At 71.4% G+C, this 25,844-nt stretch carries 22 protein-coding genes and 3 tRNA genes; 8 read left to right on the top strand and 17 right to left on the bottom strand.

The window, feature by feature from the left end:
• Nucleotides 1–26 precede the first annotated feature (26 nt).
• The 4 genes from rpmG to C1701_RS13135 form a co-directional block, all read right to left on the bottom strand.
• The gene (gene rpmG / locus C1701_RS13150; protein WP_016698064.1) at nucleotides 27–191 is read right to left on the bottom strand and encodes a 50S ribosomal protein L33; all 165 of its coding nucleotides are present in this window, start codon (nucleotides 189–191) and stop codon (nucleotides 27–29) included.
• Nucleotides 192–263: 72 nt separating this feature from the next.
• A tRNA-Met gene (locus tag C1701_RS13145) sits at nucleotides 264–339 on the bottom strand.
• Nucleotides 340–401: 62 nt separating this feature from the next.
• Nucleotides 402–477 (bottom strand) — tRNA-Thr (locus C1701_RS13140).
• Nucleotides 478–557: 80 nt separating this feature from the next.
• Nucleotides 558–3,188: a putative bifunctional diguanylate cyclase/phosphodiesterase gene (locus C1701_RS13135; protein WP_026419540.1), complete on the bottom strand. Its 2,631-nt coding sequence runs from the start codon at nucleotides 3,186–3,188 to the stop codon at nucleotides 558–560.
• Between the two features lie 641 nt (nucleotides 3,189–3,829).
• Here C1701_RS13135 and C1701_RS13130 point away from each other — a divergent pair.
• Complete coding sequence (locus tag C1701_RS13130; protein WP_030104488.1) at nucleotides 3,830–4,786, top strand: quinone oxidoreductase family protein; 957 nt, start codon at nucleotides 3,830–3,832, stop codon at nucleotides 4,784–4,786.
• Here C1701_RS13130 and C1701_RS27365 read toward each other — a convergent pair.
• Nucleotides 4,773–4,961, bottom strand: a complete 189-nt coding sequence (locus C1701_RS27365) for a hypothetical protein (RefSeq protein ID WP_026419542.1) — start codon at nucleotides 4,959–4,961, stop codon at nucleotides 4,773–4,775. The genes C1701_RS13130 and C1701_RS27365 overlap by 14 nt on opposite strands.
• Before the next feature lie 238 nt (nucleotides 4,962–5,199).
• Nucleotides 5,200–5,280: transfer RNA gene (locus C1701_RS13120), tRNA-Tyr, on the bottom strand.
• A 282-nt stretch (nucleotides 5,281–5,562) separates the two neighbouring features.
• Between C1701_RS13120 and C1701_RS13115 the strand changes: the two genes are divergently transcribed.
• Together C1701_RS13115 and rfbA are read left to right on the top strand one after the other, a co-directional pair.
• Complete coding sequence (locus tag C1701_RS13115) at nucleotides 5,563–6,054, top strand: YajQ family cyclic di-GMP-binding protein (RefSeq protein ID WP_026419543.1); 492 nt, start codon at nucleotides 5,563–5,565, stop codon at nucleotides 6,052–6,054.
• Between the two features lie 262 nt (nucleotides 6,055–6,316).
• Nucleotides 6,317–7,195 (top strand): glucose-1-phosphate thymidylyltransferase RfbA, encoded by an 879-nt coding sequence (gene rfbA / locus C1701_RS13110; protein WP_026419544.1) that lies wholly within the window; start codon nucleotides 6,317–6,319, stop codon nucleotides 7,193–7,195.
• Between the two features lie 58 nt (nucleotides 7,196–7,253).
• On the opposite strand, the gene htpX is transcribed toward rfbA, so the two are convergent.
• The 5 genes from htpX to C1701_RS13085 form a co-directional block, all read right to left on the bottom strand.
• Nucleotides 7,254–8,123 carry a zinc metalloprotease HtpX gene (gene htpX / locus C1701_RS13105; protein ID WP_026419545.1) on the bottom strand — a complete coding sequence of 290 codons (870 nt, stop codon included), beginning with the start codon at nucleotides 8,121–8,123 and terminating at the stop codon, nucleotides 7,254–7,256.
• 40 nt (nucleotides 8,124–8,163) lie between these two features.
• Entirely contained in the window at nucleotides 8,164–8,709 is a 546-nt protein-coding gene (locus C1701_RS13100) for a 4Fe-4S binding protein (protein WP_245588861.1), read from the bottom strand.
• Nucleotides 8,706–9,293 (bottom strand): NADH-quinone oxidoreductase subunit C, encoded by a 588-nt coding sequence (locus tag C1701_RS13095; RefSeq protein WP_026419547.1) that lies wholly within the window; start codon nucleotides 9,291–9,293, stop codon nucleotides 8,706–8,708. Before C1701_RS13095 ends, C1701_RS13100 begins: the two co-directional genes overlap by 4 nt.
• Nucleotides 9,290–9,796, bottom strand: a complete 507-nt coding sequence (locus tag C1701_RS13090) for an NADH-quinone oxidoreductase subunit B (RefSeq protein WP_026419548.1) — start codon at nucleotides 9,794–9,796, stop codon at nucleotides 9,290–9,292. The genes C1701_RS13095 and C1701_RS13090 overlap by 4 nt, the downstream gene beginning before the upstream one ends.
• A 96-nt stretch (nucleotides 9,797–9,892) precedes the next feature.
• Nucleotides 9,893–10,432, bottom strand: coding sequence for a VOC family protein (locus C1701_RS13085; protein ID WP_211256542.1), 540 nt, complete (start codon nucleotides 10,430–10,432; stop codon nucleotides 9,893–9,895).
• Between the two features lie 57 nt (nucleotides 10,433–10,489).
• On the opposite strand from C1701_RS13085, the gene C1701_RS13080 reads away from it, so the two are divergent.
• Nucleotides 10,490–10,735, top strand: a complete 246-nt coding sequence (locus C1701_RS13080; protein WP_026419550.1) for a hypothetical protein — start codon at nucleotides 10,490–10,492, stop codon at nucleotides 10,733–10,735.
• Between the two features lie 96 nt (nucleotides 10,736–10,831).
• Here the strand turns inward: C1701_RS13080 and ddaH are convergent, their stop codons facing one another.
• Nucleotides 10,832–11,620, bottom strand: a complete 789-nt coding sequence (gene ddaH / locus C1701_RS13075) for a dimethylargininase (RefSeq protein ID WP_030104490.1) — start codon at nucleotides 11,618–11,620, stop codon at nucleotides 10,832–10,834.
• Between the two features lie 215 nt (nucleotides 11,621–11,835).
• On the opposite strand from ddaH, the gene C1701_RS13070 reads away from it, so the two are divergent.
• From C1701_RS13070 to C1701_RS13060, 3 genes are all read left to right on the top strand, one after another.
• On the top strand, nucleotides 11,836–12,300 hold the full coding sequence (locus tag C1701_RS13070; RefSeq protein ID WP_026419552.1) for an Lrp/AsnC family transcriptional regulator: 465 nt from the start codon (nucleotides 11,836–11,838) through the stop codon (nucleotides 12,298–12,300).
• Nucleotides 12,301–12,643: 343 nt separating this feature from the next.
• On the top strand, nucleotides 12,644–14,584 hold the full coding sequence (locus C1701_RS13065; RefSeq protein WP_030104492.1) for a 2-oxoacid:acceptor oxidoreductase subunit alpha: 1,941 nt from the start codon (nucleotides 12,644–12,646) through the stop codon (nucleotides 14,582–14,584).
• 94 nt (nucleotides 14,585–14,678) lie between these two features.
• Nucleotides 14,679–15,743, top strand: coding sequence for a 2-oxoacid:ferredoxin oxidoreductase subunit beta (locus C1701_RS13060; protein ID WP_026419554.1), 1,065 nt, complete (start codon nucleotides 14,679–14,681; stop codon nucleotides 15,741–15,743).
• Nucleotides 15,744–15,932: 189 nt separating this feature from the next.
• On the opposite strand, the gene C1701_RS13055 is transcribed toward C1701_RS13060, so the two are convergent.
• Nucleotides 15,933–17,381 carry a hypothetical protein gene (locus C1701_RS13055; protein ID WP_026419555.1) on the bottom strand — a complete coding sequence of 483 codons (1,449 nt, stop codon included), beginning with the start codon at nucleotides 17,379–17,381 and terminating at the stop codon, nucleotides 15,933–15,935.
• A gap of 347 nt (nucleotides 17,382–17,728) precedes the next feature.
• Between C1701_RS13055 and rarD the strand changes: the two genes are divergently transcribed.
• Nucleotides 17,729–18,706, top strand: a complete 978-nt coding sequence (gene rarD, locus C1701_RS13050) for an EamA family transporter RarD (protein ID WP_026419556.1) — start codon at nucleotides 17,729–17,731, stop codon at nucleotides 18,704–18,706.
• A gap of 750 nt (nucleotides 18,707–19,456) precedes the next feature.
• Here the strand turns inward: rarD and C1701_RS13040 are convergent.
• From C1701_RS13040 to nuoL, 4 genes are all read right to left on the bottom strand, one after another.
• Entirely contained in the window at nucleotides 19,457–20,476 is a 1,020-nt protein-coding gene (locus C1701_RS13040) for a polyprenyl synthetase family protein (RefSeq protein WP_030104495.1), read from the bottom strand.
• 34 nt (nucleotides 20,477–20,510) lie between these two features.
• Nucleotides 20,511–22,097, bottom strand: a complete 1,587-nt coding sequence (gene nuoN / locus C1701_RS13035; protein WP_051314138.1) for an NADH-quinone oxidoreductase subunit NuoN — start codon at nucleotides 22,095–22,097, stop codon at nucleotides 20,511–20,513.
• 22 nt (nucleotides 22,098–22,119) lie between these two features.
• The gene (locus C1701_RS13030; protein ID WP_337662259.1) at nucleotides 22,120–23,709 is read right to left on the bottom strand and encodes an NADH-quinone oxidoreductase subunit M; all 1,590 of its coding nucleotides are present in this window, start codon (nucleotides 23,707–23,709) and stop codon (nucleotides 22,120–22,122) included.
• Nucleotides 23,710–23,851: 142 nt separating this feature from the next.
• A complete protein-coding gene (gene nuoL, locus C1701_RS13025) occupies nucleotides 23,852–25,834 on the bottom strand; it encodes an NADH-quinone oxidoreductase subunit L (protein ID WP_026419561.1) in 1,983 nt (660 codons plus the stop codon).
• Nucleotides 25,835–25,844: the final 10 nt, after the last annotated feature.

Here is a 25,844-nt window from a genome sequence, read left to right as displayed (position 1 = left end):
CCGCGGCTCCTCGGCGAGGCCGAGGCTCAGCGGGTCTCCTTGTGCACGCGGTGCACGTTGCAGTTCCGGCAGTACTTCTTCACCGCGAGCCGGTCGGGATCGTTCCGACGGTTCTTCTTGGTGATGTAGTTGCGGTGCTTGCACTCCTCGCACGCCAACGTGATCTTGGGGCGAACGTCCGTGGCGGCCACGGTGCCTCCCTCTCAAGCTAGGGTCCTGAGTCGGTCTGTGATCCCGGTCGCGCCCGGGTCGACGGGACCGATTGGTAGCGGTGGCGGGACTCGAACCCGCGACGCAACGATTATGAGCCGTTTGCTCTACCAACTGAGCTACACCGCCACGCGGGCAAACCACACACACGATACAACCGCAGTGCCACTGTCGGGCACTGCGGCAGTTCGTGGAGCCCCAATACGGAATCGAACCGTAGACCTTCTCCTTACCATGGAGACGCTCTGCCGACTGAGCTATTGGGGCCTGCTCCGCCTTGAGCGATGATGACTCTACACAACCCCGTCCCGAAGGTGAAACCGGGGGGGTGCCGCCGGCGGATCGGGTCAGCTGAGCAGCGTCAACACCAGCCGGTCCCGGCTCCCCCTCGCCCGCACCGTCCGAGCCCGCAGCCACGCCTCGAAGCGGTCCGGCGGCAGCGGACGCGAGATGAGGTAGCCCTGCGCCGTGTCGCAGCCCATCCCCACCAGCTGGTCCCGCACGGCGTCCTCCTCGACGCCCTCGGCGACGACGGCCAGGCCGAGCGAGTGGCCGAGCTCGATGATCGACCGGACCACCGCCATGTCACTGAGGTCGGATCCCATCCCGAAGACGAAGCTCTTGTCGATCTTGACCTCGTCCACCGGCAGCTGGCGCAGGTACGCCAGCGAGGAGTAGCCGGTCCCGAAATCGTCCACGGCGAGGACGACCCCCAGCGCGTGCAGCCGGCGCAGCACGGGAAGCGCCCGTTCCGGGTCGGCCATGACCCCCGACTCCGTCAGCTCGAAGGTCAGCAGCTCCGGTGGCACCCCGGTCCGCCCCAGTGCCTCGGCCACCACGTCCGGGAAGTCCTCGTCCGCGAGGTTGCGCACGGAGAGGTTCACCGCCGCGGACAGGCGCAGCCCCCGGTCCAACCACCCCCGGACCTGCTCGAGCGCCCGTTCCATCACGAAACACGTCAGCGCGTCGACCAGGCCGGTCGCCTCCACGGCCGGCACGAACTCGTCCGGGTCCAGCCGACCGAACTCGGGGTGGGACCAGCGCACGAGGGCCTCGACCCCGATGACCTCGCGATCGCGCAACGCGATCTTCGGCTGGAAGTGCACCTCGACCTGGCCGGTGTCCAGGGCCTGCCGGAAATGGGTCACGAGCTGGAACCGGCGGAGGAAGATCTGCCCCATGCTCGGGGCGTACCCGCGCACCGCCACGTCCCCGTTCCTCGCCGCGCGCAAGGCCACGTCGGCGTGCTGGAGCATGCTGTCGGCATCGTCCCGCACCTCGGGGTCCACCCCGGCGACCGCGTACCCGACGACGGCACCCGCCTCGACCGTCAACCGGTCGACGGGGTAGGGCGCCGCCACCTCGGCCCGCAGCCGTTCCGCGAGGCCGGCGACCTCCTCGTCGGTGTGACCGGCGAGGAGGACCGCGAAGGAGCCGCCCTCCAACCGGGCGAGCACCGCCACCGGCCCCAACACGTCCCGCATCCGACGTCCGGCCGCCACGACCATCCGGTCCCCCCAGGCGTGCCCGAGGGCCTCGCTCACCGTCGACAGCACCTCCAGGTCGAGTCGGAGCAGCACCAGCCGCCGCTCCGAGCGCAACCGGTCGGCGGTCAGCTCCCGGAAGCCCTGCCGGTTCAGCAACCCGGTGAGCGGATCGTGATAGGCGTCGTGGCGCAGCCTCCCGAGCAGTTGGCGGTTGTCCAGGGCGGTGGCGAGGTGGCTGGCGAGGGTCCGCAGCAACCGCACGTCGGCGAGGCCGAACCCCCGCCACCGGCTGATCCGGTCATGGGCCTCCACGGTTCCGAGGACCTGCTGGGCTCCGTGGAGCGGGACGACGAGCGCCTCCGTCGCGCCACGGGCCCGCAGGGCGTCGCGCACGTCCTCCGGCGCGTCCGCCGCCCTGAAGTACCGCACCTGGGAACCGGGCAACCGCAACAGCGGGTCGACCCTGGTCGCCCACGGCCGCTCCTGGGCCGACGCCTCGCCCTGGTCCTCCCCCGACACCGTGGTCACGACCTCGGACGGACCGTCGCGGAACAGGTGGAGGACGACGCGGTTGGCGTTCAACTGGTCGCGGATCCGGTCGGTGACGCGCCGCCAGTCGACCGGGTCGGTCTGGGAGTGGGAGACCACGGAGGCCGGCCGGCTGATCGCGTCCTGCCCGGAACGGGCCACGGCCAGGCTGACCTCGCTGAGCGCCTCCAGGTCGCGGCGCTCGCGCAGCAGGCCGGAATAGGCGTGGTAGAGCCCGACGACGGTGGCGCAGAGGAACACCACCAGCGCCCAACCCCAGGGCTGAGCGACGGCGACCTCGTAGCCGACCAGGGCGACCGAGGTGTTCAGCAGGCCGATCACCAGGATGTACAGCGCCATCCGCACCGCGCCGGACAGACGGATCTCACCGCCGAGGACACGCATCGCACCGAGCGCGAGCACCGCGCTGACCAGCGGGGAGGACAGCGCGCCCAGCAACACGGGCAGCCACGCCGGCCCCATGCCCTGGAGCGCGCCGCTCAGCAGCGCCACCATGCCGAAGGGGATGGCCACCTCGAGGCACATGACGCCGGCGTTGTAGACGCCGTGGCTGAGGGCCCGGCGGCTGAGCAGCGTGCCCATCAGCATGCCCATCCCCGCGAGGAGGTGGGCCAGGAGCACGACCTCGAAGGGCGCGACCAGCAGACCGACCACCAGGGGGATCTCGGTGAAGGAGACCGTCCAGCCCACCCGGTTCACGTCGACGTGGATGGTGAACCGTTCGGCGAGCAGGAAACCCGCGCCCAGGAGCGGTCCGATCCACCAGATCGACTCCCCGTAGGGGGCGAAGCCGGTCCCGGACAACCCGACCACCAGGGAGGCAAGCACGCCGGCGGCGAACACCAGGAACGCGAAGAACCGGAAGGCGCGCTGGTGCGCGCTCCTCGGGTCCGTCCTCGGGTCCGTGTCCTGACTCCGCGCGACACCCGTCTCGTCGGACATGCGACTTCCCCTTCCCTGCCCCCGCGGTGACACCTCGGGGCCGTGCACCTCGTGTCACCGTGGAGCACGCCGGCCGGCGGGAACCGTGGTCGCGATCGGCGTCCAGGAGGGGCGACCGACGGGCTGATCCAGTTCTACCACGCTCCTCGCCGATCTTTTCGCCATCGAGGCCGAAAAGTGAACAACCCTGCGACGAAGTCAACAGGAAAGCGATTGCCCCCAACTCCCCAAAATGGGCCGGAACCCATTTCCTCCAGCTATTCCTACGCTGGGTGAGACCGACGAAGCCATGCGTAACCACAGCTCAGCGCCCTGTCCGGGCGCAGGCCGTTGAAGCGGGTCCCCGCGAGGTCGACACCGGGTCACGATCATCGATACCCCAGCTCACAAGGGGTAATATCGGAGCCGTTAATCGCCGGCCACGCGCCCGGGTTCCACGCCGTTGCCGCCAGGACCCGCATCGATCGCCTCGTCGTCGAATTCCATTCGCGGATTCTCCTCGCGCGGGCGCCCGTTCCCACCTGGCACGCGACCCGGGCCGCCCGGTCGACCGGTCCACGTGGCCGGTGGTCGCCACCGCGTCCCCCGCCACGCCTAGGATGTGGCCGGTCGATCGACCGGACGGAGCGGGGGGCGGGACGATGAGGGCTGCGATCTACCGGGCTCCCGGCGGACCCGAGGTGCTGCGCGTCGAGACCGTCCCCGACCCCGAACCCGCAGAGGACGAGGTCCTCGTGCGCGTCGAGGCGATCAGCATCGAGGGCGGCGACCTCCAGGCACGGCGTGCCGTCGACCCGGGTTCTCCGCCGCGGGTCGTGGGGTACGCGGCCGCCGGCGAGATCGTGGCCCTGGGGACGGCGGTCACGAGCTTCTCGGTGGGCCAACGGGTCGTGACCTTCGGCTTCGAGGGCTCCCACGCGTCACTCCGCGCCGCGCCCGCCGCGACGACCTGGGCCGTGCCGGACGGAGTGTCGAGCACGACGGCCGCCGCCGCGTTCATCGGACTCGGCACCGCCGCGTTGGCCGTGTCCCAGGCCGCGATCCAGCCCGGCGAGGCCGTCCTGGTGCAGGGCGCCACGGGCGGCGTCGGCGTCGGCCTCGTCCAACTCGCCCACCGGGCCGGAGCCAGGGTGCTCGGCACGGGCAGCGACCCGGCCGCACTCGACGCGCTGCGCCCCCACGGCCTCACCGACGCGGTCGTCCCGCGTCCCCACGCCATCGCCGACCAGGTGAGGGCCGTGCTCGACCACGGCGCGCACGTCCTCATCGACACCGTCGGCGGCGACGCCCTGCTGGCCGGGCTCGGAGCCGTCGAGGACGGTGGTCGTGTCGTGCTCGTCGGCGGCAGGTCCGGCGGATCGGCGGCCATCGACACCCTCCAGATCCTCGCCAGGCGGCTGACGCTGATCGGCTGCTTCCTCGGGGGTGTCATGGCGGAACCGGCGACCCGCGCCCTGCTCGACACGATGCTCCGTGACGTCGCCACCGGTGCGCTGTCCGCTCCGGTGGACCGGGTCTACCCGCTCAGCGAGGCCGCCGCCGCCCACGCCCGCGCCGAGGAACGGGGGCGGCTCGGTCGCGTCATCATGGTCCCCTGAGGGCAGGTGCGAGCACGGGCACGCCCGGGAACACCCCGAGGGCACTGGTCTCGTCGCGGCGCGCCCCGCCACCGTCGACCAGGCCCGCGAGGCCCACGACCAGGCGCCGAGCTCCCCGCACGTCCCGCGAGTGCGCCGCGACCACCAGCAGCCGTTGCGGCGACCGCCCGGACATGGTGACCCCCAGGGAGCCAGGTCGCGCCCTGCCGACCCAGCACGGCGGCGTGGAGCCCGCCTGGATCGCGGCGGCCCGGGGCGCCCAGCGGCCGAGGACTTCGGCACGTATTCGGCACAGCCGCCCTGATTTGGGCACGCACTGGGCACAAGCGGCCGCTGCGAGCCGGACACGGCGGACGACGCACGAACGCCCCGGTCAGCTGTTCTCGCAGCTCACCGGGGCGTTCTGGCTGGTGTGGCGGGTGAAGGATTCGAACCTTCGTAGCTTGCGCGACGGATTTACAGTCCGCTCCCTTTGGCCGCTCGGGCAACCCGCCTTGCCGAACCGTCACCCGATCCGACGCCACAGAGCATACACACACCACCGGTGGTACCCGCACGGGGGTTGTGGTCGGCGTGTCGCCCGCTCGGCCACGGCTCGCGGAAGCCCGCCGCGCACCATTCCTCCCGCGCGGGGAGGAGGCGTCGCGCGGGTGGTATCGGCCCTGGCGGGAGGGGCGGGTGCGACACGGTGGAGCGACCGCGCCTAGTAGGTTTGCGCCACCACAGGCGATGCGGCGCCCTGCCGTGTCGGCACACGACCGCGGAGGTGGGGCCAGGTGGCGGACGCGTCATTCGACGTCGTGAGCAAGGTCGACCGCCAGGAGGTGGACAACGCGCTCAACCAGGCGGCCAAGGAGCTGTCGAGCCGTTTCGACTTCCGGGGGACCGGGACCAGGATCTCCTGGGCCGGCGAGGAGGCGGTGACGATCGAGTCCGAGACCGAGGAGCGCTGCCGGGCCGCGATCGAGGTCTTCAAGGAGAAGCTCATCAAACGGGGCATCTCGATGAAGGCGTTCGAGGTGGGTGACCCCGCCCTGTCCGGGCAGGTCCACAAGGTCACTGGCAAGATCATCCAGGGCATCGCCAGCGACAAGGCCAAGCAGATCGCCAAGAAGATCCGGGACGAGGGCCCGAAGGGCGTGCAGGCGCAGATCCAGGGTGAGCAGCTCCGGGTGTCGGCCAAGAAGAAGGACGACCTCCAGAAGACCATCACCCTGCTCAAGGAAGCCGACTTCGACATCGCGCTCCAGTTCACCAACTACCGGTAGGCCAGCGCCGCCCCCGGTCGTCCTGGTCAGGCGGTCCAGGCGACCAGGGTGCGGTGGCGGTGCTCGTCGCCCGCCCTCGTCGGGTGCGCGCCTGGTCTCCTGCCGCCGATGAGCGTCCGAGGCGGCCCGGGCAGGCGCCACGCGCCGCTCGTCCTCCCGTGGGTGGCGCGGGGAACCCGGTCTCGCCGGAGGACGGCTGTGCGGTGACTTCGGCAATCGGGCGGTGCCGCGACGCGGCGCGAGCGGGTAACGTCCTGGCACCGTGAAGGGGATTGTGCTTGCCGGCGGCAGCGGTACCCGACTGCACCCGATCACCCAGGCGGTGTCCAAGCAGTTGTTGCCGGTCTACGACAAGCCGATGATCTACTACCCGATCTCGGTGTTGATGCTCGCCGGAGTCAGGGAGATCCTGATCATCTCGACTCCCCAGGACCTCCCGCTGTTCCGCCGGCTGCTGGGCGACGGCCAGCAGCTGGGCCTGCGCTTCGAGTACGCGGTGCAGCCGGAGCCCAACGGGCTCGCCGAGGCGTTCCTGATCGGGGCCGACTTCATCGGTGAGGACGACGTCGCCCTGGTGCTGGGCGACAACATCTTCTACGGGCACGGGCTGCCCCGACTGCTGAGCAGGCACTCCGCCTCGGTGGACGGGTGCGTGTTGTTCGGTTACCCGGTGCAGGACCCGGAACGGTACGGCGTCGGCGAGGTCGACGCGCACGGCCGGTTGCTCTCGATCGAGGAGAAACCGCTCACGCCGAAGTCGAACAAGGCGATCACCGGGTTGTACTTCTACGACAACGACGTGATCGAGATCGCCAAGCAGCTCACGCCGTCACCGAGGGGCGAGCTGGAGATCACCGACGTGAACCTCGCCTACCTGCGGGAGGGCCGCGCCCAGCTGGTGGACCTGGGGCGCGGCTTCGCCTGGCTGGACACCGGGACGCACGACGCGATGTTGGCGGCGGGGCAGTTCGTCCAGGTGCTGGAGGCCCGACAGGGCGTCCGGATCGCCTGCCTCGAGGAGATCGCGCTGCGCATGGGGTACATCGACGCCGAGGCGTGCCACGCGCTGGGGGTCACGCTCGCCAAGTCCGGGTACGGCCGCTACGTGATGGACGTCGCGCGGGGCATCCTCGACGGCTGAGGGCTCCCCTCCCCCGAGCTGGCGGCCCGAGGCGCGCCGGCCTCGGAGCCAGCCCGCCTCACCAGGGCAGTTGCCGGCCGGCGAGTTGCTCGAGTCGGCGAACCCGGTCGTCGATGGGGGGGTGGGTGGAGAACATCCTGGCCATCCCCTCCCCCGGGCGGAACGGGTTGGCGATCATCAGGTGCGACTCGGACACGAGCCGGGGTTCCGGAGCGAGTGGCGCCTCCCGGGTACCCCGTTCCAGCTTCCGCAGCGCGGAGGCGAGGGCGAGCGGGTCACCGGTCAGCTCCGCGCCGGAGGCGTCCGCCTGGTACTCGCGCGACCGGCTCACCGCCATCTGGACGACGGCGGCGGCGATCGGGCCGAGCAGCGCGATGAGCAGCAACGCGAAGGGGTTCGAGCGGTTGCCGTTGCCGCCGAAGGCGCCGAAGAACATGGCGAAGTTCGCCAGGAAGGTCACCACGCTGGCGAGCGCGCCGGCGACCGAGGAGATGAGGATGTCCCGGTTGTAGACGTGGGAGAGCTCGTGGCCCAGCACGCCGCGCAGTTCCCGTTCGTCCAGCAGGCGCAGGATGCCGGTGGTGCAGCAGACCGCGGCGTTGCGCGGGTTGCGGCCGGTGGCGAAGGCGTTGGGTGCCTCGGTGGGGCTCACGTAGAGCCGCGGCATCGGCTGCCGGGCGCTGGTGGCCAGCTCCCGGACGATCCGGTACATCGCCGGTTGTTCCGCCTCGGAGACGGGCCTGGCGCGCATGGCGCGCAGGGCGAGCTTGTCGGAGTTGAAGTAGGCGTAGCCGTTCACGGCCAGCGCCAACACCAGACCGATCAGCAGGCCGGTCCGCGCTCCGATCACACCCGCGACGACGATGATGAGCGCGCTGAGGCCGCCGAGGAGCAGCGCGGTCTTCAGCCCGTTCCAATGCTTGTGCACGTCGTATCGCCTCCGCCGGATCACTCGACTGCCGGTGCGGTTACGTCCGTCCGAACAACGTGCTGGGCCGACCGGACGTTCCCCCACTCACTTTCTGTGACCGAGGTCCCGTTCGCTCGGGAGGTGGTTCCGCTCCGTCGTCCAGCGGCGGGGGAGGAGGGACGGCGGCGACCGAGGCCGTCAGGTCGTCCCGCTCCGCCACCAGCTCCGACGTCGCTCCCAGTCCGCCAGCGCCCCCGGTCCCCGGGTAGTCGTGGGTCTCGGCCCAGTGGAGGGCGTCGAAGGGGCAGACCTCGACGCAGATCCCGCAGTACAGGCACTGTCCGTAGTCGATGGCGAACCGGTCGAGCACCGGTTGCCTGCGGTCCCGCGCCCGTCCCGGCTGCGGGAGCGTCTCCGTGTGGGACTCGATGTGGATGCACCAGTCCGGGCACTCGCGGGCGCACAGCATGCAGACGGTGCAGTTCGCCTCCACGAGGGCGATGGCGCCCCGGGATCGCGCCGGGACCCCCGAGCGCCCGCCGTGGGTGCCGGTGGTGTCCCCCGGACCGGTTCCGCTGTCGGTCGTCGGCCGCACGCCGCTCACGGTCCTTCCCTCCTGGGTCCCCACGACGGGTCCGGCACGCCCGGCGGCGTGCCGCGCCGCCGGCCGCCCGTCGCGGCGTCGGCGGTGGACTCCCCCGGCTCCGGAGCTCCGGGCCAGGGGCGGGTGGCCCGGGAGGCCAGCACGAAGTCCTTCCGCAGGGGGTGGCCAACGAAGGAGGGGGCCAGCAACAGCGGTGGTGTCGCCAGCCCGGTCACGTCGAGCCCGAACATCTCCGCGAGCTCCCGTTCGTGCCAGGCGGCGCCGTCCCACACCTGGTGCAGGCTGGGCAGGGTTCCGCCGGACACCACCTGGGTGCGGAGCAGCAGCCCGAGGCGGCGCGCGGGGTCCACGACGTGCAGGGTGACGCGGTGTGCCCGCCCTGGTTCCTCGGTGGGGGCACCGTCGTCCTCCGCGCCGAGCCAGTCGAAGAGGGCGCATCCGAGGAGGTCGCGGGCGGCGAGGGCCGCGCCGGGCCAGCTGGTGAGCGGCACGGACACCGCGTGCTGGCCGAACTCCGAGGAGATCTCGGCGTCCGTCAGGTGTCGCGACAGCTCCTCGGCGAGCTCCGCGGATCCGGCCCTCATGCGGTGTCCCCCTCGGATGTGCCCGGCGCGCTGGCCGTGCCGGGTGTCGCGCCCTCGGTGAGCATCCGGTGGAGGGCGCGCAGTCCGCCCAGCACGGCGTCGGGGCGGGGCGGGCAGCCGGGGACCGCGACGTGGACCGGGAGCAACTGGTCGATGCCCTTGGTGACGCTGTAGGAGTCCCAGTAGGGGCCGCCGGTGTTGCTGCAGGCTCCGACCGAGAGGACGTAGCGGGGCTCCGGTAGTTCGGCGTAGGTGGCCAGCACGGCGGGGAGCATCACGTCGGTGACCGTCCCGGACACCACCAGCACCCACCCGATGGGGAGGTCCGGGGGTTCGGTGGCGTCTGGTTCGGTGGGGGCGCCCTCCTCGTGGAGTGCCGCCATCACCTCGACACCGCAGCAGGCGAGCCCCAGGTCGAGCACGGTGACCCGGAACCGCCCCTCCCACGACAGCGATGTCCGCCGAGGTGCGGGTGGGCCGAGTCGGAGTGGGGTGGTGGTCACGAGGCGACAGCGTAGGCGGGGTGGGCGGCCGGGGACCCGGCGGTGAGCCGCCGGACTCGCTCGGCGGAGGTGACCGGCCGGAGGGGTGGGGGGTGGTCAGCCCGGTGGGGGCAGCGGGGAGCCGAACCGGATCAGGTTGCCGTCGGGGTCGACGTGCGCGCCCTCCAGGAGCCCGTGGTCGGTGGCGACCGGCGGCCGGGTGGTGCCGAGGGAGGAGCTCGCCTCCCAGGCGGCGGCGAGCGCGGCGGCGTCGTCGACGTAGAGGTAGGCGGCGCCGGCGCTGGTCGCCGGGTCGTGCCCCACCACGGGGGTGAGGTGGATCTCGACCTCGTCCCGCTGGGCGAAGGCGTAGCTGGCGTCGTCGTGGGCCGCCACCTCGAAGCCGAGCGTCCGGTAGTGCTCCATCGCGGCGAGCAGGTCGCGGACGGGGAGGATCGGGGCGATGCGGCGGGCGGTGACCATGACGGTCAGCCTCTCACGGCCGGCCGCCGGGGAGCGGAGCACGAAGTCCGGGGTTCGGCGAGCCGAGGGAACTCGCTGCCCGCCCCTCACCTGGACGGGCGAAGAGATCCACTCGATGCGGTCAGGACAGGCCGAGGGGCGAGCGGCCGCCACTACGTTTGACCTCTTGATCATCCAGGGCTTCCCGCCGGATGGCGGCGTGGCCATGTCCCGGACGAAGAGGTCATCACAGTGTTGAAGCAGTTTGGAACGGTCTCCGCCGCGGTTGCCGGTCTGCTCGCCGCCGGCGCCCCGGCCGCCTTCGCCGCCGAGGCGGGGAACCGGCTGGACCCGGCGCTCGACCGGCTGGGGACCGAGGTGGAGAACCACGTCTGCGCGACCACCGTCGTGGTCGGCGCGGTCACCGGCGGCAAGCTGTACGACCCCGTGTACGACACCTGCCTGGCCGACAAGCTGGCCGAGGCGGGCATGCTCTGACGGGTGGGGCCGGCCGGCGCGCGGGCCGGCCGGCCCGTGTCGGCCAGGCGCGCCTCCCGGGGCGCGACGTCGACTCCGGTCCGACGCCGGTCCGCCTCAGTCCCGCAGCTCCATCGTGCAGCACTTGGGCCCCCCGCCAGCCTTGCGGAGTTCGCTGACGTCGACGAGGACGGGGTCGAACCCGCGCAGCGCGACCCGTGCGGCCAGGTTGGTGGCCTCGAGGGGCAGCACGACGTGGCGGCCGTCGGACACCCCGTTGAGCCCGAGGCACCGGGCGTCGGTGTCGTCCGCGATCACCGCGTCCGGGAAGAGGCGTTCGAGGACCTGGCGTGATCCGGGGGAGAAGGCCGGCGGGTAGTAGGCGATCAGGGGGTCGGGCCCCTGGTCGTCGAGCACGAAGAGCGCGGTGTCCAGGTGGTACAGCCGGGGGTCGACCAGGCGCAGGGACACCACCGGGACGCCCAGGGCCTCCTGTGCCTCCGCGTGCGCGGCGAGTTCGGTGCGGAATCCCGTTCCGGCCAGCAGCAGGCGTCCGGTCCAGGTGAGGTCCCCTTCCGCCTCGTTGACGTGCACCGGCATCGTCACGTCGGCGTAGCCGTTGGCCTCGAACCAGCGCCGGTAGTGCGCCGCCTCGTCGGCCCGCTCGGCCGACCGGAACCGCGCGCCCAGCACCCGGCCGCCGACCACCGTCCCGGAGTTCGCGGCGAACACCATGTCCGGCAGCCCCTCGACGGGGTCGATCACCTCGACCCGGTGCCCGAGTCCCTCGTAGACGCGGCGCAGCGCGTGCCACTGGTCGAGGGCCCGCTCCCGGCTGACCGGGGCGGCGGGGTCCATCCACGGGTTGATGGCGTAGCTCACCTCGAAATGCGCGGGAGGGCACATCAGGTACCGGCGGGGGGCCTCCTGGCGATCGGTCGTCGTGCTCCGCCGTTCGGCCGGTTGGGACAGCACCTGGCTGGGCGTGGCGCCACTGGCGACCGGAGCGGCGGCGGAAACGGGAGCACCCGAGGTGATGGACGACATGAACGAAATGTAAATCCCGCCAGATACTACGAACAACGCCGCTGCGTTGCGTTTTTACCGGCAGAATGTTTCGCATGGATGAGATTGACCAACGAATCGTTTCACGCATGGTCGCCGATGCCCGATCGAGTTACGCGGACATCGGCGCGGTGGTGGGGCTCTCGGCGCCCGCGGTGAAGCGGCGGGTGGACAAACTGCTCGACCTGGGCATCCTGCGGGGCTTCACCGCCGTGGTCGACCCGGAGGCCCTCGGCTGGGGCACGGAGGCCTTCGTCGAGGTGCACTGCAACGGCAACGTGACGCCGGGACGGATCAGGAGCAGCCTCGAACCGCTCCCGGAGATCGTGGCCGCCTACACCGTGTCGGGAGCGGCCGACGCCATCGTGCACCTGCGGGCCGCGAGCATCCACCACCTCGAGACGGCGCTGGAACGCCTGCGGGCGGTGGACATCGTCGACCGCACCGTCTCGACCGTGGTGCTGTCGACCCTCCTGGAGCGCCCCCCGCAACCAGACGGGCGAACCGCACCGTCCTCCTGAGGGGGCGCCGGCGTGCCCGCCGGCCCCCTCCACGACGCGACGACCGCGCGACCACTCCCCGGGGTCCGGTGAACGCCGAGGGTCACGACGTCAGTCGAGCAAGTGACCGGATTCACTAACCCGGCTGGCTAGTAAGGTTGTCCTTATCGTGCCAATGGACGAAGCCGGGGGTCCGGCTGGCCACGGCGGCGGGCCGTGGCGTTCCGGACACCGGTGTCCGGATGGTGAACGAACCGTTGCTCGGCCTCCGGTGGCCAACCGATCAGCGGCTACTCTCGACTGGAGGAAACGCGTCGAGAGCGGCGACGGCCGCCACCCCAACAACGCTAAGGACTGCGAAGACATGACCGTGACCGGCCACGGCGGCGACGGTCCCGCCGGGAACGGCGCAGCCGCGCTCCCGGACGGCGTCCAGGGCCTACCGGCCCGCTCGAAAGAGGCTCACAAACTCGACCGGGTGGTGATCCGGTTCGCTGGTGACTCCGGCGACGGGATGCAGCTCACCGGCGACCGTTTCACCTCCGAGGCCGCCGCCTTCGGCAACGACCTCGCCACCCTGCCCAACTTCCCCGCCGAGATCCGCGCCCCCGCCGGCACGCTCCCGGGGGTGTCCAGCTTCCAGCTGCACTTCGCGGACTACGACATCCTCACCCCGGGAGACCGCCCCGACGTCCTGGTCGCGATGAACCCGGCCGCGTTGAAGGCCAACATCCGGGACCTGCCGCAGGGCGGCATCCTGATCCTCAACACCGACGAGTTCACCAAGCGGAACCTGACCAAGGTCGGTTACTCGTCGAACCCGTTGGAGGACGGCTCGCTCGGCGGGTTCCAGGTGCACGAGGTCGCCATGGCGTCCCTGACCAGGGGCGCCCTGGAGGAGACTGGGCTGTCGAAGAAGGATGCCGAGCGGGCGAAGAACATGTTCGCGCTCGGCCTGTTGTCCTGGATGTACAACCGCCCCACGGAGGGCACCGAACGGTTCCTCCGGGAGAAGTTCCGGCGGCGCCCCGAGATCGCCGAAGCCAACATCCTCGCGTTCCGCACCGGCTGGAACTACGGCGAGACCACCGAGGCCTTCGGGGTGACCTACGAGGTCGCGCCGGCGAAGCTACCGCCCGGCACCTACCGCCAGATCACGGGGAACCTGGCGTTGGCCTACGGGATCGTGGCCGCCGGCCAACGGTCCGGGCTGGACGTCTTCCTCGGCACCTACCCGATCACCCCCGCCTCCGACGTGCTGCACGAGCTGAGCAAGCACAAGAACTTCGGGGTGACGACGTTCCAGGCCGAGGACGAGATCGCCGGGATCGGGGCGGCGTTGGGGGCCTCCTACGGGGGTGCCCTCGGTGTGACCACGACCTCCGGGCCCGGCATCGCCCTCAAGTCCGAGACGATCGGGCTGGCCGTGATGACGGAGCTCCCGCTGCTGATCTGCGACATCCAGCGTGGCGGCCCGTCCACGGGACTGCCGACCAAGACCGAGCAGGCCGACCTGCTCCAGGCGATGTACGGGCGCAACGGCGAGGCTCCCGTGCCGGTGCTGGCCCCGTCCTCGCCCGCCGACTGCTTCGACGTCGCGCTGGAGGCCACCCGGATCGCGCTCACCTACCGCACGCCGGTGCTGCTGCTCTCCGACGGGTACATCGCCAACGGCTCCGAGCCGTGGTTGCTGCCGGACCTCACGGCGCTCCCCGACCTCCGCGTGCCGTTCGCGACCGAACCCAACGCCCCGGACGGGTCCGGCGAGTTCTGGCCCTACCTGCGGGACCCGGAGACGCTGGCGCGACCGTGGGCCGTTCCGGGGACGCCGGGCCTCGAACACCGCATCGGCGGTCTGGAGAAGTCCGACGGGCGCGGGGACATCTCCTACGACCCCGACAACCACGACCGGATGGTGCGCCTCCGCCAGGCCAAGATCGACGGCATCACCGTGCCGGACATCGAGGTCGACGACCCCTCCGGGGTGGCTGACGTGCTGGTCCTGGGCTGGGGCTCCACCTACGGGCCCATCGGAGCGGCCTGTCGGCGGGTCCGGGCGACGGGGACCCCGATCGCGCAGGCGCACCTGCGCCACCTCAACCCGATGCCATCCAACCTCGGTGACGTGCTGGGGCGCTACCGGCGGGTGATCGTGCCGGAGATGAACCTCGGGCAGCTGGCGACGTTGCTGCGCGCCAGGTACCTCGTCGACGTGGTCAGCCACACCAAGGTGGCGGGTCTCCCGTTCAAGGCCGAGGAGCTCCAGTTGGTCTTCGACCAGGTGCTCCAGGGGGCCCACGCGTGAACGGGTCCCGCGCACCGCACCACACACCGGACCAGCCCGCCTCGGGCCGCCCGGTCCACCGGACCGGGCGCGCAGGATCACGTCAGGAGGACGCGTGACCACGGTTGATCTCGGCCTGCCCTCGATCGGTGGCACCGCCGGAGTCCCCACCACGGACGAGAAGCAGACCGCGAAGAGCTACACCTCGGACCAGGAGGTCCGCTGGTGCCCGGGTTGCGGGGACTACGCCGTGCTCGCCGCGGTGCGGTCCTTCCTGCCCGAGCTGCGGCTGAAGCGGGAGAACACCGTCTTCGTCTCCGGCATCGGCTGCTCCTCCCGCTTCCCGTACTACCTGAACACCTACGGGGTGCACTCGATCCACGGCCGCGCCCCCGCGATCGCCACCGGGTTGGCCACCTCGCGTCCCGACCTGTCGGTGTGGGTGGTCACCGGTGACGGTGACGCGCTGTCGATCGGCGGGAACCACCTGATCCACACGCTCCGCCGGAACGTCAACCTGAAGATCCTGTTGTTCAACAACAGGATCTACGGGCTCACCAAGGGCCAGTACTCGCCGACCTCGGAGCAGGGGAAGGTCACCAAGTCCACCCCGGCCGGCTCGCTGGACCACCCGTTCAACCCGGTCTCGTTGGCGTTGGGCGCGGAGGCGACCTTCGTCGCCCGGGCGATGGACTCCGACCGCAAGCAACTGACCGAGGTCCTGCGGGCGGCGGCGGAGCACCGGGGCAGCGCCCTCGTCGAGATCTACCAGAACTGCCCGATCTTCAACGATGGCGCGTTCGACGTGCTCAAGGATCCGGGTGAGCGGGAGCGGCGCATCGTCCCGCTGCGGGACGGCGAGCCGATCCGGTTCGGGCCGGATGGCGAGTTCGGTGTCGTCCAGGACGGCTTCGAACTGCGCGTCCGCAAGGTCTCCGAGGTGGGTGAGGACGCCGTGGTCGTGCACGACGCCAGCCGCACCGACCCGGGTTACGCGTTCGCGTTGTCCCGGCTCGGCGGGCAGGACCTGGAGCACACCCCGACCGGGATCTTCCGGTCCGTGAGCCGTCCGACCTACGACGACCTGGCCAGGGAGCAGGTGCGGCTGGCCCAGGAGTCGAAGCCGGGCGACCTGGCCGCGCTGCTGCGTGGGAACGACACCTGGCAGGTGCTCGGCTGAACCACCCGGCCGGGTGCCGGAGAGACCGCGGCCCGGGGACGTCGGGTGCCGGCGCGCCCGTTCCTCCCGGTGCGGGGTCGGCCGCCCGGGGGCAGGTCGAGCCGCCTCCCGTTGGGCGTCGCGGGCGGCGGGGAGCCCGGCTCGGTGGTCGGTACCCGGCCCCGCCGAGCCGCTGGCTCCCACCAGGCCTCAGGCCTGGTTCTTCTCGTCGAACCAGATGAAGTCGCCACCGGCCGAGGGGTTGGGGTTGCCGTCGCCGGCGCGGCGGGGCAGCCCCGAGTCGGCGAACTCCTCAGGGTCGAGCACCGGCTCGAAGAGACTGCGCGCCCGTTCCCCGTCGCGCGTCGCCTCCCTCGGGGCCGGGTCGGCTGCGGGCGCGGTGCTGTGCTGGGTTTCCACGTCGTCCGTTCGGTTCGGCCCGGTGGTCGCCGGGCGGGGTGGCTTGGGCGTGCTCCCGCCGCGCTCCTCGCGCGACGTCGGGTTCCGTCGTGGTGTGTCGGGTGCGACGTCCTGCCGGATCGCCGGGATGACGCTGGTCTCGCCCTGGTCGCCGTCGGTGGGCTGGCTCGGCGCGGGGGCCGGCGGCACCGCCCCGGCTGCCGGCTCCGGCGTCTCCTCCTCCGGGAAGGCGGGCGCGTCGTCGTCCTCGGCCGGCCAGGCCATCTCCTCGACCTCGTCGTTCTGGCTGACCGCCGCCGCCGGCTTCCGACCCCCCGTGCCGTCCTCGGAGAAGTCAGGTCGGCGGAAGAAGTCGGTGCGCCCCTCGGCGGGGTCGACCGCCGGTCGGTCCGGAGTACCGGTCGGCTCGTAGTCGTGCGCGGGCCAGGCGGCGTCCAGGTCATCCCCGTCGGCCGGAGCCGTGGCGGCCGAACCGCCTCCCGGAGCCGGGGCCGGCTCCGTCGTCGGGAACCCCGGTTCCGCCGCGCCCCCGGGGGTCGGGTCCGACAGTTCGATGTCCGCGGGATCGTCCACCGGGCCCCTGCGGGTCGGGCGGGGTCGAGCGTCCAGCCGACCGGTGCGCCCGCTCGCCTCGACCGGTCGGTCCCCTCCTCCGGTGACGGGGAGGAACTTGCCGGTCCGCTCGGCGTCGTCCTGGGCGGCACGACCGGTCCGCTCCGGAGCGCCCACGGGGCGGTCGTCGGCGGGAACGGGCGGGATGACGGCGGTCTGCTCGGCGGCGGCGGCGGGCGGGGACCCACCTCGCGCCGAGGCGGGGGACCACGCCGACGCTCCCTCGTCCGCCCCGCGCTCGGTGGGACCCGCACCGGAGGCCGGGGGCTCCGGCTCGGTCGACACGGGTGGGGACACCAGGGTCCCCGAACCCGGGGACCGCTGGTCCGCCGCGTCACCGGCGGGTGCGGGCTGACGTTCGTTCTCCCAGGGGTCCTCGAACGGTTCGTCCGGCGACGCCGCCTGGGACGGACCCTCCCGCAGTCCCGCGAAGACGTCGTCCGAGCTGATCTCCACCTCCGACGGTGGGTCGGCCGAGGACTGCCCGTCCTCGGTGGCGCCCCCGCCGCTCGTGATCCGGTTGAGCCTCCGCTGCACGGGACGCACGAGCAACAGCCAGGTGGCCAGTGCTCCCAGCAGGAAGGCGAGCAGGCTCCACAGCCAGACCTGCCCGAAAATCGACGTCACAGGAAGTTCCTCCTAGCGCACGGCAACGCTGGCGCCCCCAACCGCGCCGGCACCGCACCGCGCCAACACGGCTCCACGTGTTCGGCCCACGTCGACGGCGGCTCCGCGCGTCCGACGGCCCCTCGAACCGGACACCCGGCGGTCGGACAGCGACGGCCACGTTGGCGGGACCCGAACCCGCAAGGCCCCGCATACGCTACCCAACGCGCAGTTGATCTCACTCGAAGGTGTGAGTTGTGCACCAGTGAGTAGGCAATTCACCGGAAACTCCACCTCAGGCGCACTCACGTCGTCGTGTCTCCCACCGGAACGAGCGCTGCCCCTTCCTCCAGGCGTATGTTGGCGCGGTGTCAGCGAGCATCGTGGAGGGTGGAACGCGGGCCGAGGACAGCGGCGGTCGCGGCGGTGGCGACGGAACGGTCCGCAGCGGCACGCTCTTCGGGGTCGCCGCATACCTGGTCTGGGGGGTCCTCCCCGCCTTCTGGGCACTCCTCGCCGCCGCGGGCTCCCTCGAGGTGCTCGCCCACCGCCTCCTGTGGACCTTCGTGATGCTCGGCGGGGCCGGCCTCGTCTTCGGGTGGTGGCGGCCGCTGCGGACGCTCCCCCCGCGACAGTGGGCGATGGTCCTGGGAGCGAGCGCCCTCATCACCGTGAACTGGGGGCTGTACGTCATCGGTGTCCAGTCCGGGCAGACGGTCGACGTCTCCCTCGGCTACTTCATCAACCCGTTGGTGAGCGTGCTGTTGGGGATGGCCGTGCTCCGGGAACGCCTGCGGCCCGGCCAGTGGGTGGCGTTGGCCATCGGGTTCTGCGCGGTCCTCGTGCTGACCGTCGACTACGGCCAGCCCCCGGTGCTGGCCGTCAGCCTGGCGATCACCTTCGGCCTCTACGGGCTGCTGAAGAAGACCGTCACGCTCGGGGCCGCGACGAGCGTGATGACGGAGAGCGCGCTGATGGCGCCGCTGGCGCTCGGATTCCTGGTGTGGGCCCAACTCGCCGGCGTGGCGACGTTCGTCGGCGAGGGGGTGGGCCACGCCCTGCTGCTGGTGCTCGCGGGCCCGGCCACCGCCGTGCCGCTGTTGCTGTTCAACGGGGCGGCCCGCCGCATCCCGCTCACCCTGCTGGGGATGCTCCAGTACCTGGCGCCGACCCTGATGCTCGTCTACGGTCTCGTCGTCGACGGCGAACCGATGTCCGCGGCGCGCTGGTCGGGCTTCGGCATCGTGTGGCTGGCGCTCCTGGTGTTCACGGTGGACAGCCTGCTGTCCTCGCGTCGGACCAGGAGGAGGAACCGGGCGGCAACGGCTGCGCTCCCACCGGTGTGAGCGGTCGGCCCCGGACTGCGCCCGACCCTCCCGACCCGGTCCCGTGTGTGGGAACGGTCACCTCGACGGGCGCGGGGATCCGAGCCGGCGGCCACGACGACGTGTCGGGAGGCCGGGCGCTGCAGGGGAATCCTCGGACCCGCCGGCGGATGCCCGCTGGTCCGTCGCTCGCGGGCCCCGCCCGGCGGCGTCCGGTGTGCCGGCACCGCGGGGCGACCACGTCGGCCGACGACGTCCTGGGAACGGTGGTCAGGGCCCGGGACCTCGTGCTCGACGGCCGCTCCCCGGTCTGGTGCGTCGGGCGCGTGCGCCCCAGATCGAGCTGAGCCGACCCTCCGTCCCACCGCGCGGGAGACGTCGCGGTGTCGACGGCCCGCCCAGACCACCGGAGGTCGCACGCCGTTCCCGAGTGGCGGACGCCGGCCCGCCAACGGGCAACGCCGAGCGGGCACCCGCGGCGGCCCCGGCAGGGACGTCGATCGGGGCACGCCCCCGCGTGGCTCCCACCCTGGCGCGCTCGTCCCCGCTCGCACGGGCGGCGCGGGGACGTCCCTACCCCGGCGGCGAATCCTCGCCCTACCCGGCCGCGCGGCCCGAGTCGGCGCGCGGCTCCGGACCAACTACCAGCAGCGGGCGCCAGCCCCGAGGAACGGGACGTCGACGGCCCGTCCGGAACTCCCGCCCCGGGGACGGAGGAGGCGGCTCCAACGCCGTCCGGGGCCCGGCCATGTCACGTGCCGCCCTGCCGGGTCAGGTCGTTCGCGCCTGCATGTAGTCGATGAGGTCGCCCAGCGCGTCGTTCGCCGCCCCCTTCGGCAGCGTGTCCAGCTGGGCACGGGCCTGGCGCGCGTAGTCGGCGAGGGTTTCCCGGGCCTTGCGCAGGCCGTCCGAGGCGCGGAGCAGCTCCAACGCCTCGGCCACCTGGCGGTCGTCGGTCAGCGGGCCCCGCAACAGCTCCGTCAACCGACCCTGGCCGTTCTCGTCGCCCAGGGCGTAGAGCATCGGCAGGGTGAGCACGCCCTCCCGCAGGTCCGTTCCGGGCGTCTTCCCCGACTCGGTCGCCGGAGAGTCGATGTCGATCACGTCATCGGAGATCTGGAACATGCTGCCGACGAGCTCGCCCAACCGGCGCAGCGCCCGGACCTCGGCCTCGGCGGCACCGGAGAGCATCCCCCCGTACTGCCCCGAAGTCGCGATCAGCGACCCCGTCTTCTCGGCGATGACCGTGAGGTAGTGCGAGACCCGGTCCGCCCCGGCGGCGGGCCCCGTGCTCTCCCGCATCTGCCCGGTGACCAGCTCCCCGAAAGTCGAGGCGATGATCCTCGCCGCCTCGACCCCGAGGTCGGCGACCAGGTAGGAGGCCCTGGCGAACAGGAAGTCCCCGGTGAGGATCGCGATCGAGTTGTCCCAGCGGGCGTTGGCGCTCGGCGCCCCGCGCCGCATGCTGGCCTCGTCCATCACGTCGTCGTGGTACAGGCTCGCGAGGTGCACGAGTTCCACGGCCGCGGCGGCCTTGACCACGTCCTCGTTGATGCCCCGACCGAACTGGGCCGCCAGCAGGGTGAACAGCGGCCGGAACCGCTTGCCCCCCGCCTCGAAGAGGTGGTGCGAGGTCTCCGAGATCAGGGCGACCTCGCTGCGCAACAACTCCCGGAGGAGCGCTTCCACTTCCCGCAGCCCGGAACCCAGGGCCGAGGAAAGCCCTGGGTCCTCGATGTTCAGGGAGGAGAATCTCTCGCCGCCCGAACCGGTCCGCGCACTACTCGACACGTCAACGCCGCCTTCTCACCAGGGGCCCGCGCGCCTACGACACGAACCCGCCCACACTTGCCCAGTCCAGGGCGAACGCCGGGAGCACGCCCAGCAGGAGCGTGACCACGACCCCGAGGGTAATGGCCGCCGTGGTGAAGGCACCGGGCACACTGACCGTCGGACCGTCCTGGGCCGGCTCGCTGAAGTACATCAGGACGATGACGCGCAGGTAGAAGAAGGCCGCGATGGCGCTCGCCAGCAGGGCGACGACCACCAACGGGGCCATCCCGTCGGCGATCGCGGCGGAGAAGACCGCCAGCTTGCCCATGAAGCCACTCGTCATGGGAATCCCGGCCAGGGCCAGCAGCAGGAACGCGAAGGTCACGGCGACCAGCGGAGACCGCTTCGCGAGCCCGGCCCACTGGGACAGGTGCGTGGCCTCGCCGTTGCCGTCCCGGACCAGCGTGATGATCCCGAACGCCGCCAGCGTGGTGAAGCCGTAGGCCAGCAGGTAGAACATCGTGCCGGACAGGCCGTCCTCGGTCATCGCGATGGCTCCCACGAGCAGGAACCCGGCGTGCGCGATCGAGGAGTAGGCGATCATCCGCTTCATGTCGGTCTGGGTGAGGCCCAGCACCGCGCCGATGAGCATCGAGACGATGGCCACCGCCCACAGCACGCCACGCCACTCCCAGCTGCTCGCCTCGAACGCCAGGGTCAGCACCCGCAGGATGGCGCCGAAGGCGGCGACCTTCGTGCACGCGGCCATGAAGGCGGTCACCGGGGTCGGCGCGCCCTGGTACACGTCCGGCGTCCAGGCGTGGAACGGGCCGATGGAGGCCTTGAAGAGCAGGCCGACCACCAGCAGGCCGAAGCCGGCGTAGAGCAGGGTCTCCGGGCGGTCGGTGCCGGCGGTGGCTGCCGCGATGTCGACCAGGCGGACGGAACCCGCGTAGCCGTAGAGCAGCGCGAGACCGTAGAGGAAGAACGCCGAGGAGAACGCGCCCAGCAGGAAGTACTTGACCGCCGACTCCTGGGAGATGAGCCGCCGGCGCCGGGCCAGACCGCACATCAGGTAGAGCGGGAGGCTGAGCACCTCCAGGGCGACGAACATGGTGAGCAGGTCGTTCGCCGCGAGGAAGACCATCATGCCGCCGAGCGCGAACAGCGCGAGCGGGAACACCTCGGTCTGCCGACCGGGCGCCTGGTACTGGACGGGGTCACCCCCCGGGGCCGGCGGGACGGGGCTGGCGAAGGCCCCGCCGTCCACCGAACGGTCGGCGATCAGCAACAGCGCCCCGAAGGACAGCGCCAGCAGGGTGCCCCACAGGAACAACGCCGGGTAGTCGGCGGAGAACAACGGAACGGCCTGCCCCGCGACCGTGATGCCCCCGGTGCCGACGACGGCGTCCGAGTTCACGTAGAGGCCGAGCGCGAGACCCGCGACCACGACGGTGAGCAGCGACAGCGTGACCTGCACCGACCACCGGCGCTCCCTCGGAAGGAACGCCTCGACCAGCACGCTGAGGCAGGCGGCGACGAACACCACCACGACCGGCGAGATCGCCTGCCAGTCGATCTCCGGGATGTTCACCGCCGACTGCGCGACATCCTGGGAGCCGAGCGTGGCCTGGAACATTGGTGACAGGCTCATCCCCACGTCAGTTGCCTTCCTGCACCGGGTCCGTGACGCCGAGCTCCGTCAGCGTCGCGTCAACAGAAGGTGTGATCACGTCCAGCACCGGCTGGGGGTACACACCGAGGAACAGCACCAGCGCCACCAACGGCGCCAGCACCGCCAGCTCCCGACGACTCAGGTCCGGAACCTTGCTCGCGAGCCTGGCGGCCAGCCCCTCCGAGGACGGGTCCCCGGCCGCGCCCGGGCCGCCGGCCAGCCCCAGGACCGCGTTGCCGCGCAGCGGTCCCTGCATGACCCGCTGGTACACCCACAGCACGTACAACGCCGCCAGGATCATGCCGACCGCCGCGATCACGGTGAACACCGGCTGCGTCGGGAACGCGCCGATGAGCACCAGGAACTCGCTGACGAAGGAGTTCGTGCCCGGCAGGGCCAGCGAGGCGAGACCAGCGACGACGAACATGCCGGCGAGCACCGGCGTCAGCTTCGCCAACCCGCCGTAGTCGCTGATGTTGCGAGAGCCACCCCTGGCGATGACCATGCCGACCACCAGGAACAGCATGCCGGTGGCGATGCCGTGGTTGACCATGTACAGCACGGCGCCCGCCTGGGCCTGGCTGGTGAAGGCGAACACACCGAGGGCGATGAACCCGAAGTGCGCCACCGACGTGTAGGACACGAACCGCTTCATGTCGTCCTGGCCCACCGCGAGCAGGGCGCCGTAGATGACGCCCGCCACCGCGAGCACCAGCACCAGCGGTGCGAGCTCCCGACTGGCGTCGGGGAACATCGGCAGGCAGTACCGCAGGAAACCGTAGGTGCCGATCTTGTCCAGCACACCGACCAACAGCACCCCGACGCCGATCGGCGCCTCGGCACCGGCGTCCGGCAGCCACGTGTGCAACGGCACCAGGGGAGCCTTGATCGCGAAGGCGATGAAGAAGCCGAGGAACAACCAGATCTGGGTGCTCGTGTCCGCCGTGGACACCGTGGCGACCAGCGTCTCCCAGTCGAAGGTGCCGCTGCCGAGCTGGTTGCCGCTCACCACGTACACGCCGATCACGGAGGCCAGCATGATCAGGCCGCCGAGCAGCGAGTACAGGAAGAACTTGACCGCCGCGTACTGCCGCCGAGCCCCACCGAACCGGCCGATGAGGAAGTACATCGGCACCAGCACCGCTTCGAAGAGCACGTAGAAGAGCAGCACGTCCGTGGCGGCGAACACACCCACCATCAGCGCCTGCATCAGCAGGATCAGCGAGTAGAAACCCGCCGCGGTGCGTTCCTCGGGCAGCCGGTCGTTCCACGACCCGCCGATGACGATCGGGACCAGGATTCCGATCAACGCGATCATGACGAGCGCGATGCCGTCCACCCCGACCGCGAAGTGCACACCGAACTGCGGGATCCACTCCGCCGAGCTGCTCAGCTGGATCGGGTCACCGGCCGGGTCGTACGCCGCCCAGGCGGCGATGACCAGGGCGAGCTCGGCGATCGAGAAACCGAGCGCGACACCCTTGGCCACCCGGTCGTCGGAGCGCAGGAACGCCACGACCAGCGCGCCGAGCAGGGGCAGGAAGAGTAGCGCGAGGAGCAATACCGAACCGCTCACTGGTCCTCCCCACCGACGGGGCCGGTCCCGGCCGGCAAGCCGGCCACCGGACGCGTCGTCCTCACTGGATACCGATCGTGGGCCCGTGCGCCGGGCCGGTTGTCACCACGCATGCGTCGCTGGACGCTCCTGACTTGTCCGGTCACGTGAACCTCACCATCAGCAGCGCCGCGGTGAGCAGGACCGCTCCACCCAGGATGCTCAGCGCGTAGGACCGGACGAAACCGGTCTGGGCGCGTCGCAACCGGCCGGAGCTGCCGCCGAGCAGGGCGGCGATCCCGTTCACCAGCCCGTCGACACCCCTGTTGTCCACGTAGACGAGCGCCCTGGTGAGCCAGGTGCCCGGGCGGGCGAACAACGTCTCGTTGAGCGCGTTGCCGTAGAGGTCGGCCCGCGCCGCGCGGACCGGGAACGACACCTGGGCCGGTGCGGTGGCGGGAACCGGGCGGCGTCCCACCAGCAACCAGGCCAGCAGCACGCCGACGGCCGAGAGACCGACCACCAGGAACGGGATCACCGAGTGCGGCAACGCGCCGCCCTCGGCGTGGGCCACGGCGCCGAGCGAGGGTTCCAGCCAGCCGAGCAGGCGGTCACCCGAGTACAGCAGCACCCCGCCGAACACCGAGCCGAAGGCCAGCACGATCATCGGCACGGTCATGCTCGCCGGCGACTCGTGCGGGTGGTACTCGCGGCCGTCCGCCGACTTCTGCCCCTTCCAGCGCTTCTCGCCGAAGAAGGTCATCAGCATCAGGCGGGTCATGTAGAAGGCGGTCAGCGCGGCGCCCAGCGCGGCGGCCCCGCCGAAGACCCAGCCCCGCCAGCCCTCCTGGGCGAAGGCGGCCGCGACGATCTCGTCCTTGGAGAAGTAGCCGGAGAGGAACGGGAACCCGATCAGGGCCAGGTAGCCGAGCCCGAAGGTGACGAAGGTGATCGGCATGTGCTTCGCCAGCCCGCCGAAGCGGCGCATGTTCACCTCGTCGTTCATGCCGTGCATGACCGAACCGGCCCCGAGGAACAGCCCCGCCTTGAAGAAGCCGTGGGTGAGCAGGTGGAAGATACCGAGCGCGTACCCGGCCGGCCCCAGGCCGACGGCGAGGATCATGTAGCCGATCTGGCTCACCGTGGAGTAGGCGAGCACCTTCTTGATGTCGTCGTAGGCGCACCCGATGATCGCGCCGATCAGCAGTGTGAGCGCGCCGATGATGGTGACGACCAGGCGGCCGTCCTCGGTGAGGTTGTAGATCGGGTTGGACCGGGCGATCAGGTAGACACCGGCGGTGACCATCGTCGCCGCGTGGATGAGCGCCGACACCGGGGTCGGGCCCTCCATCGCGTCGGGGAGCCACGCCTGGAGCGGGAACTGACCGGACTTGCCGCAGGCACCCAGGAGGAGCAGCAGGGCGATCGCCAGCAGGACACCGGTCGGCATCTCGCCGGCCCTGGCGAAGACCTCCGTGTACTGGGTGGTCCCCAGCTCGGCGAACATCAGGAAGATCGCCAGCGCCAGGCCGACGTCGCCGACCCGGTTCATCAGGAAGGCCTTCTTCGCGGCGGTCGCCGCTGCTGGCCGGTGCTGCCAGAACGCGATCAGCAGGTAGGAGGCGAGGCCGACACCCTCCCAGCCCAGGTACAGCGTCACGAAGCTGTTGCCGAGCACCAGGATGAGCATGGCGCCGACGAAGAGGTTCAGGTACGCGAAGAAGCGCCGGCGCTCGGTGTTGTCCGCTCCGGTCCGGCCCGCCTGGTCGTGGCTCATGTAGCCGACGGAGTAGATGTGGATGAGCGCACCCACACCGGTGATGAGCAGGACGAACACCATGGACAGCGGGTCGATGCGCAGGCCGAACTCGACGTTCAGCGCGTTCACCGGGATCCAGTCGAACAGGTGCAGTTCCCGCACGCGTTCGTCGGCCGGCATGCCGGTCATCGACAGGAACAACGCCAGCCCGTAGACGAAGGCGGCGATGACGGTGGCGCAACCGAGCAGGTGGCCCCAGGCGTTGGTCCGCCTGCCACCCAGCAGCAGCACCGCCGCCCCGAACAGCGGCAGCGCGATCAGCAGCCAGCCGTACTCGGCCACGCCCGACGCGGCGAGCGGCTCTTGGACAGCCAGGAACGTCTCCAACGTCGACCCC

Origin of the sequence: Actinoalloteichus sp. AHMU CJ021 (assembly GCF_002895405.1) — a bacterium.
GTDB classification, from domain to species: Bacteria; Actinomycetota; Actinomycetes; order Mycobacteriales; family Pseudonocardiaceae; genus Actinoalloteichus_B; species Actinoalloteichus_B caeruleus.
Note: the sequence above shows the minus strand (reverse complement) of the source record. Positions and strands in the feature narration are given on the sequence as shown.

Excerpts from the sequence above, each read along its gene's own strand:
- C1701_RS13135 (WP_026419540.1), bottom strand. The coding sequence starts at position 3,188 with ATGTCCGACGAGACGGGTGTCGCGCGGAGTCAGGACACGGACCCGAGG.
- C1701_RS13130 (WP_030104488.1), top strand. The coding sequence starts at position 3,830 with ATGAGGGCTGCGATCTACCGGGCTCCCGGCGGACCCGAGGTGCTGCGC.
- C1701_RS27365 (WP_026419542.1), bottom strand. The coding sequence starts at position 4,961 with ATGTCCGGGCGGTCGCCGCAACGGCTGCTGGTGGTCGCGGCGCACTCG.
- C1701_RS13095 (WP_026419547.1), bottom strand. The coding sequence starts at position 9,293 with ATGAGGGCCGGATCCGCGGAGCTCGCCGAGGAGCTGTCGCGACACCTG.
- C1701_RS13085 (WP_211256542.1), bottom strand. The coding sequence starts at position 10,432 with ATGATCAAGAGGTCAAACGTAGTGGCGGCCGCTCGCCCCTCGGCCTGT.
- ddaH (WP_030104490.1), bottom strand. The coding sequence starts at position 11,620 with ATGTGCCCTCCCGCGCATTTCGAGGTGAGCTACGCCATCAACCCGTGG.
- C1701_RS13070 (WP_026419552.1), top strand. The coding sequence starts at position 11,836 with ATGGATGAGATTGACCAACGAATCGTTTCACGCATGGTCGCCGATGCC.
- C1701_RS13065 (WP_030104492.1), top strand. The coding sequence starts at position 12,644 with ATGACCGTGACCGGCCACGGCGGCGACGGTCCCGCCGGGAACGGCGCA.
- nuoN (WP_051314138.1), bottom strand. The coding sequence starts at position 22,097 with ATGTTCCAGGCCACGCTCGGCTCCCAGGATGTCGCGCAGTCGGCGGTG.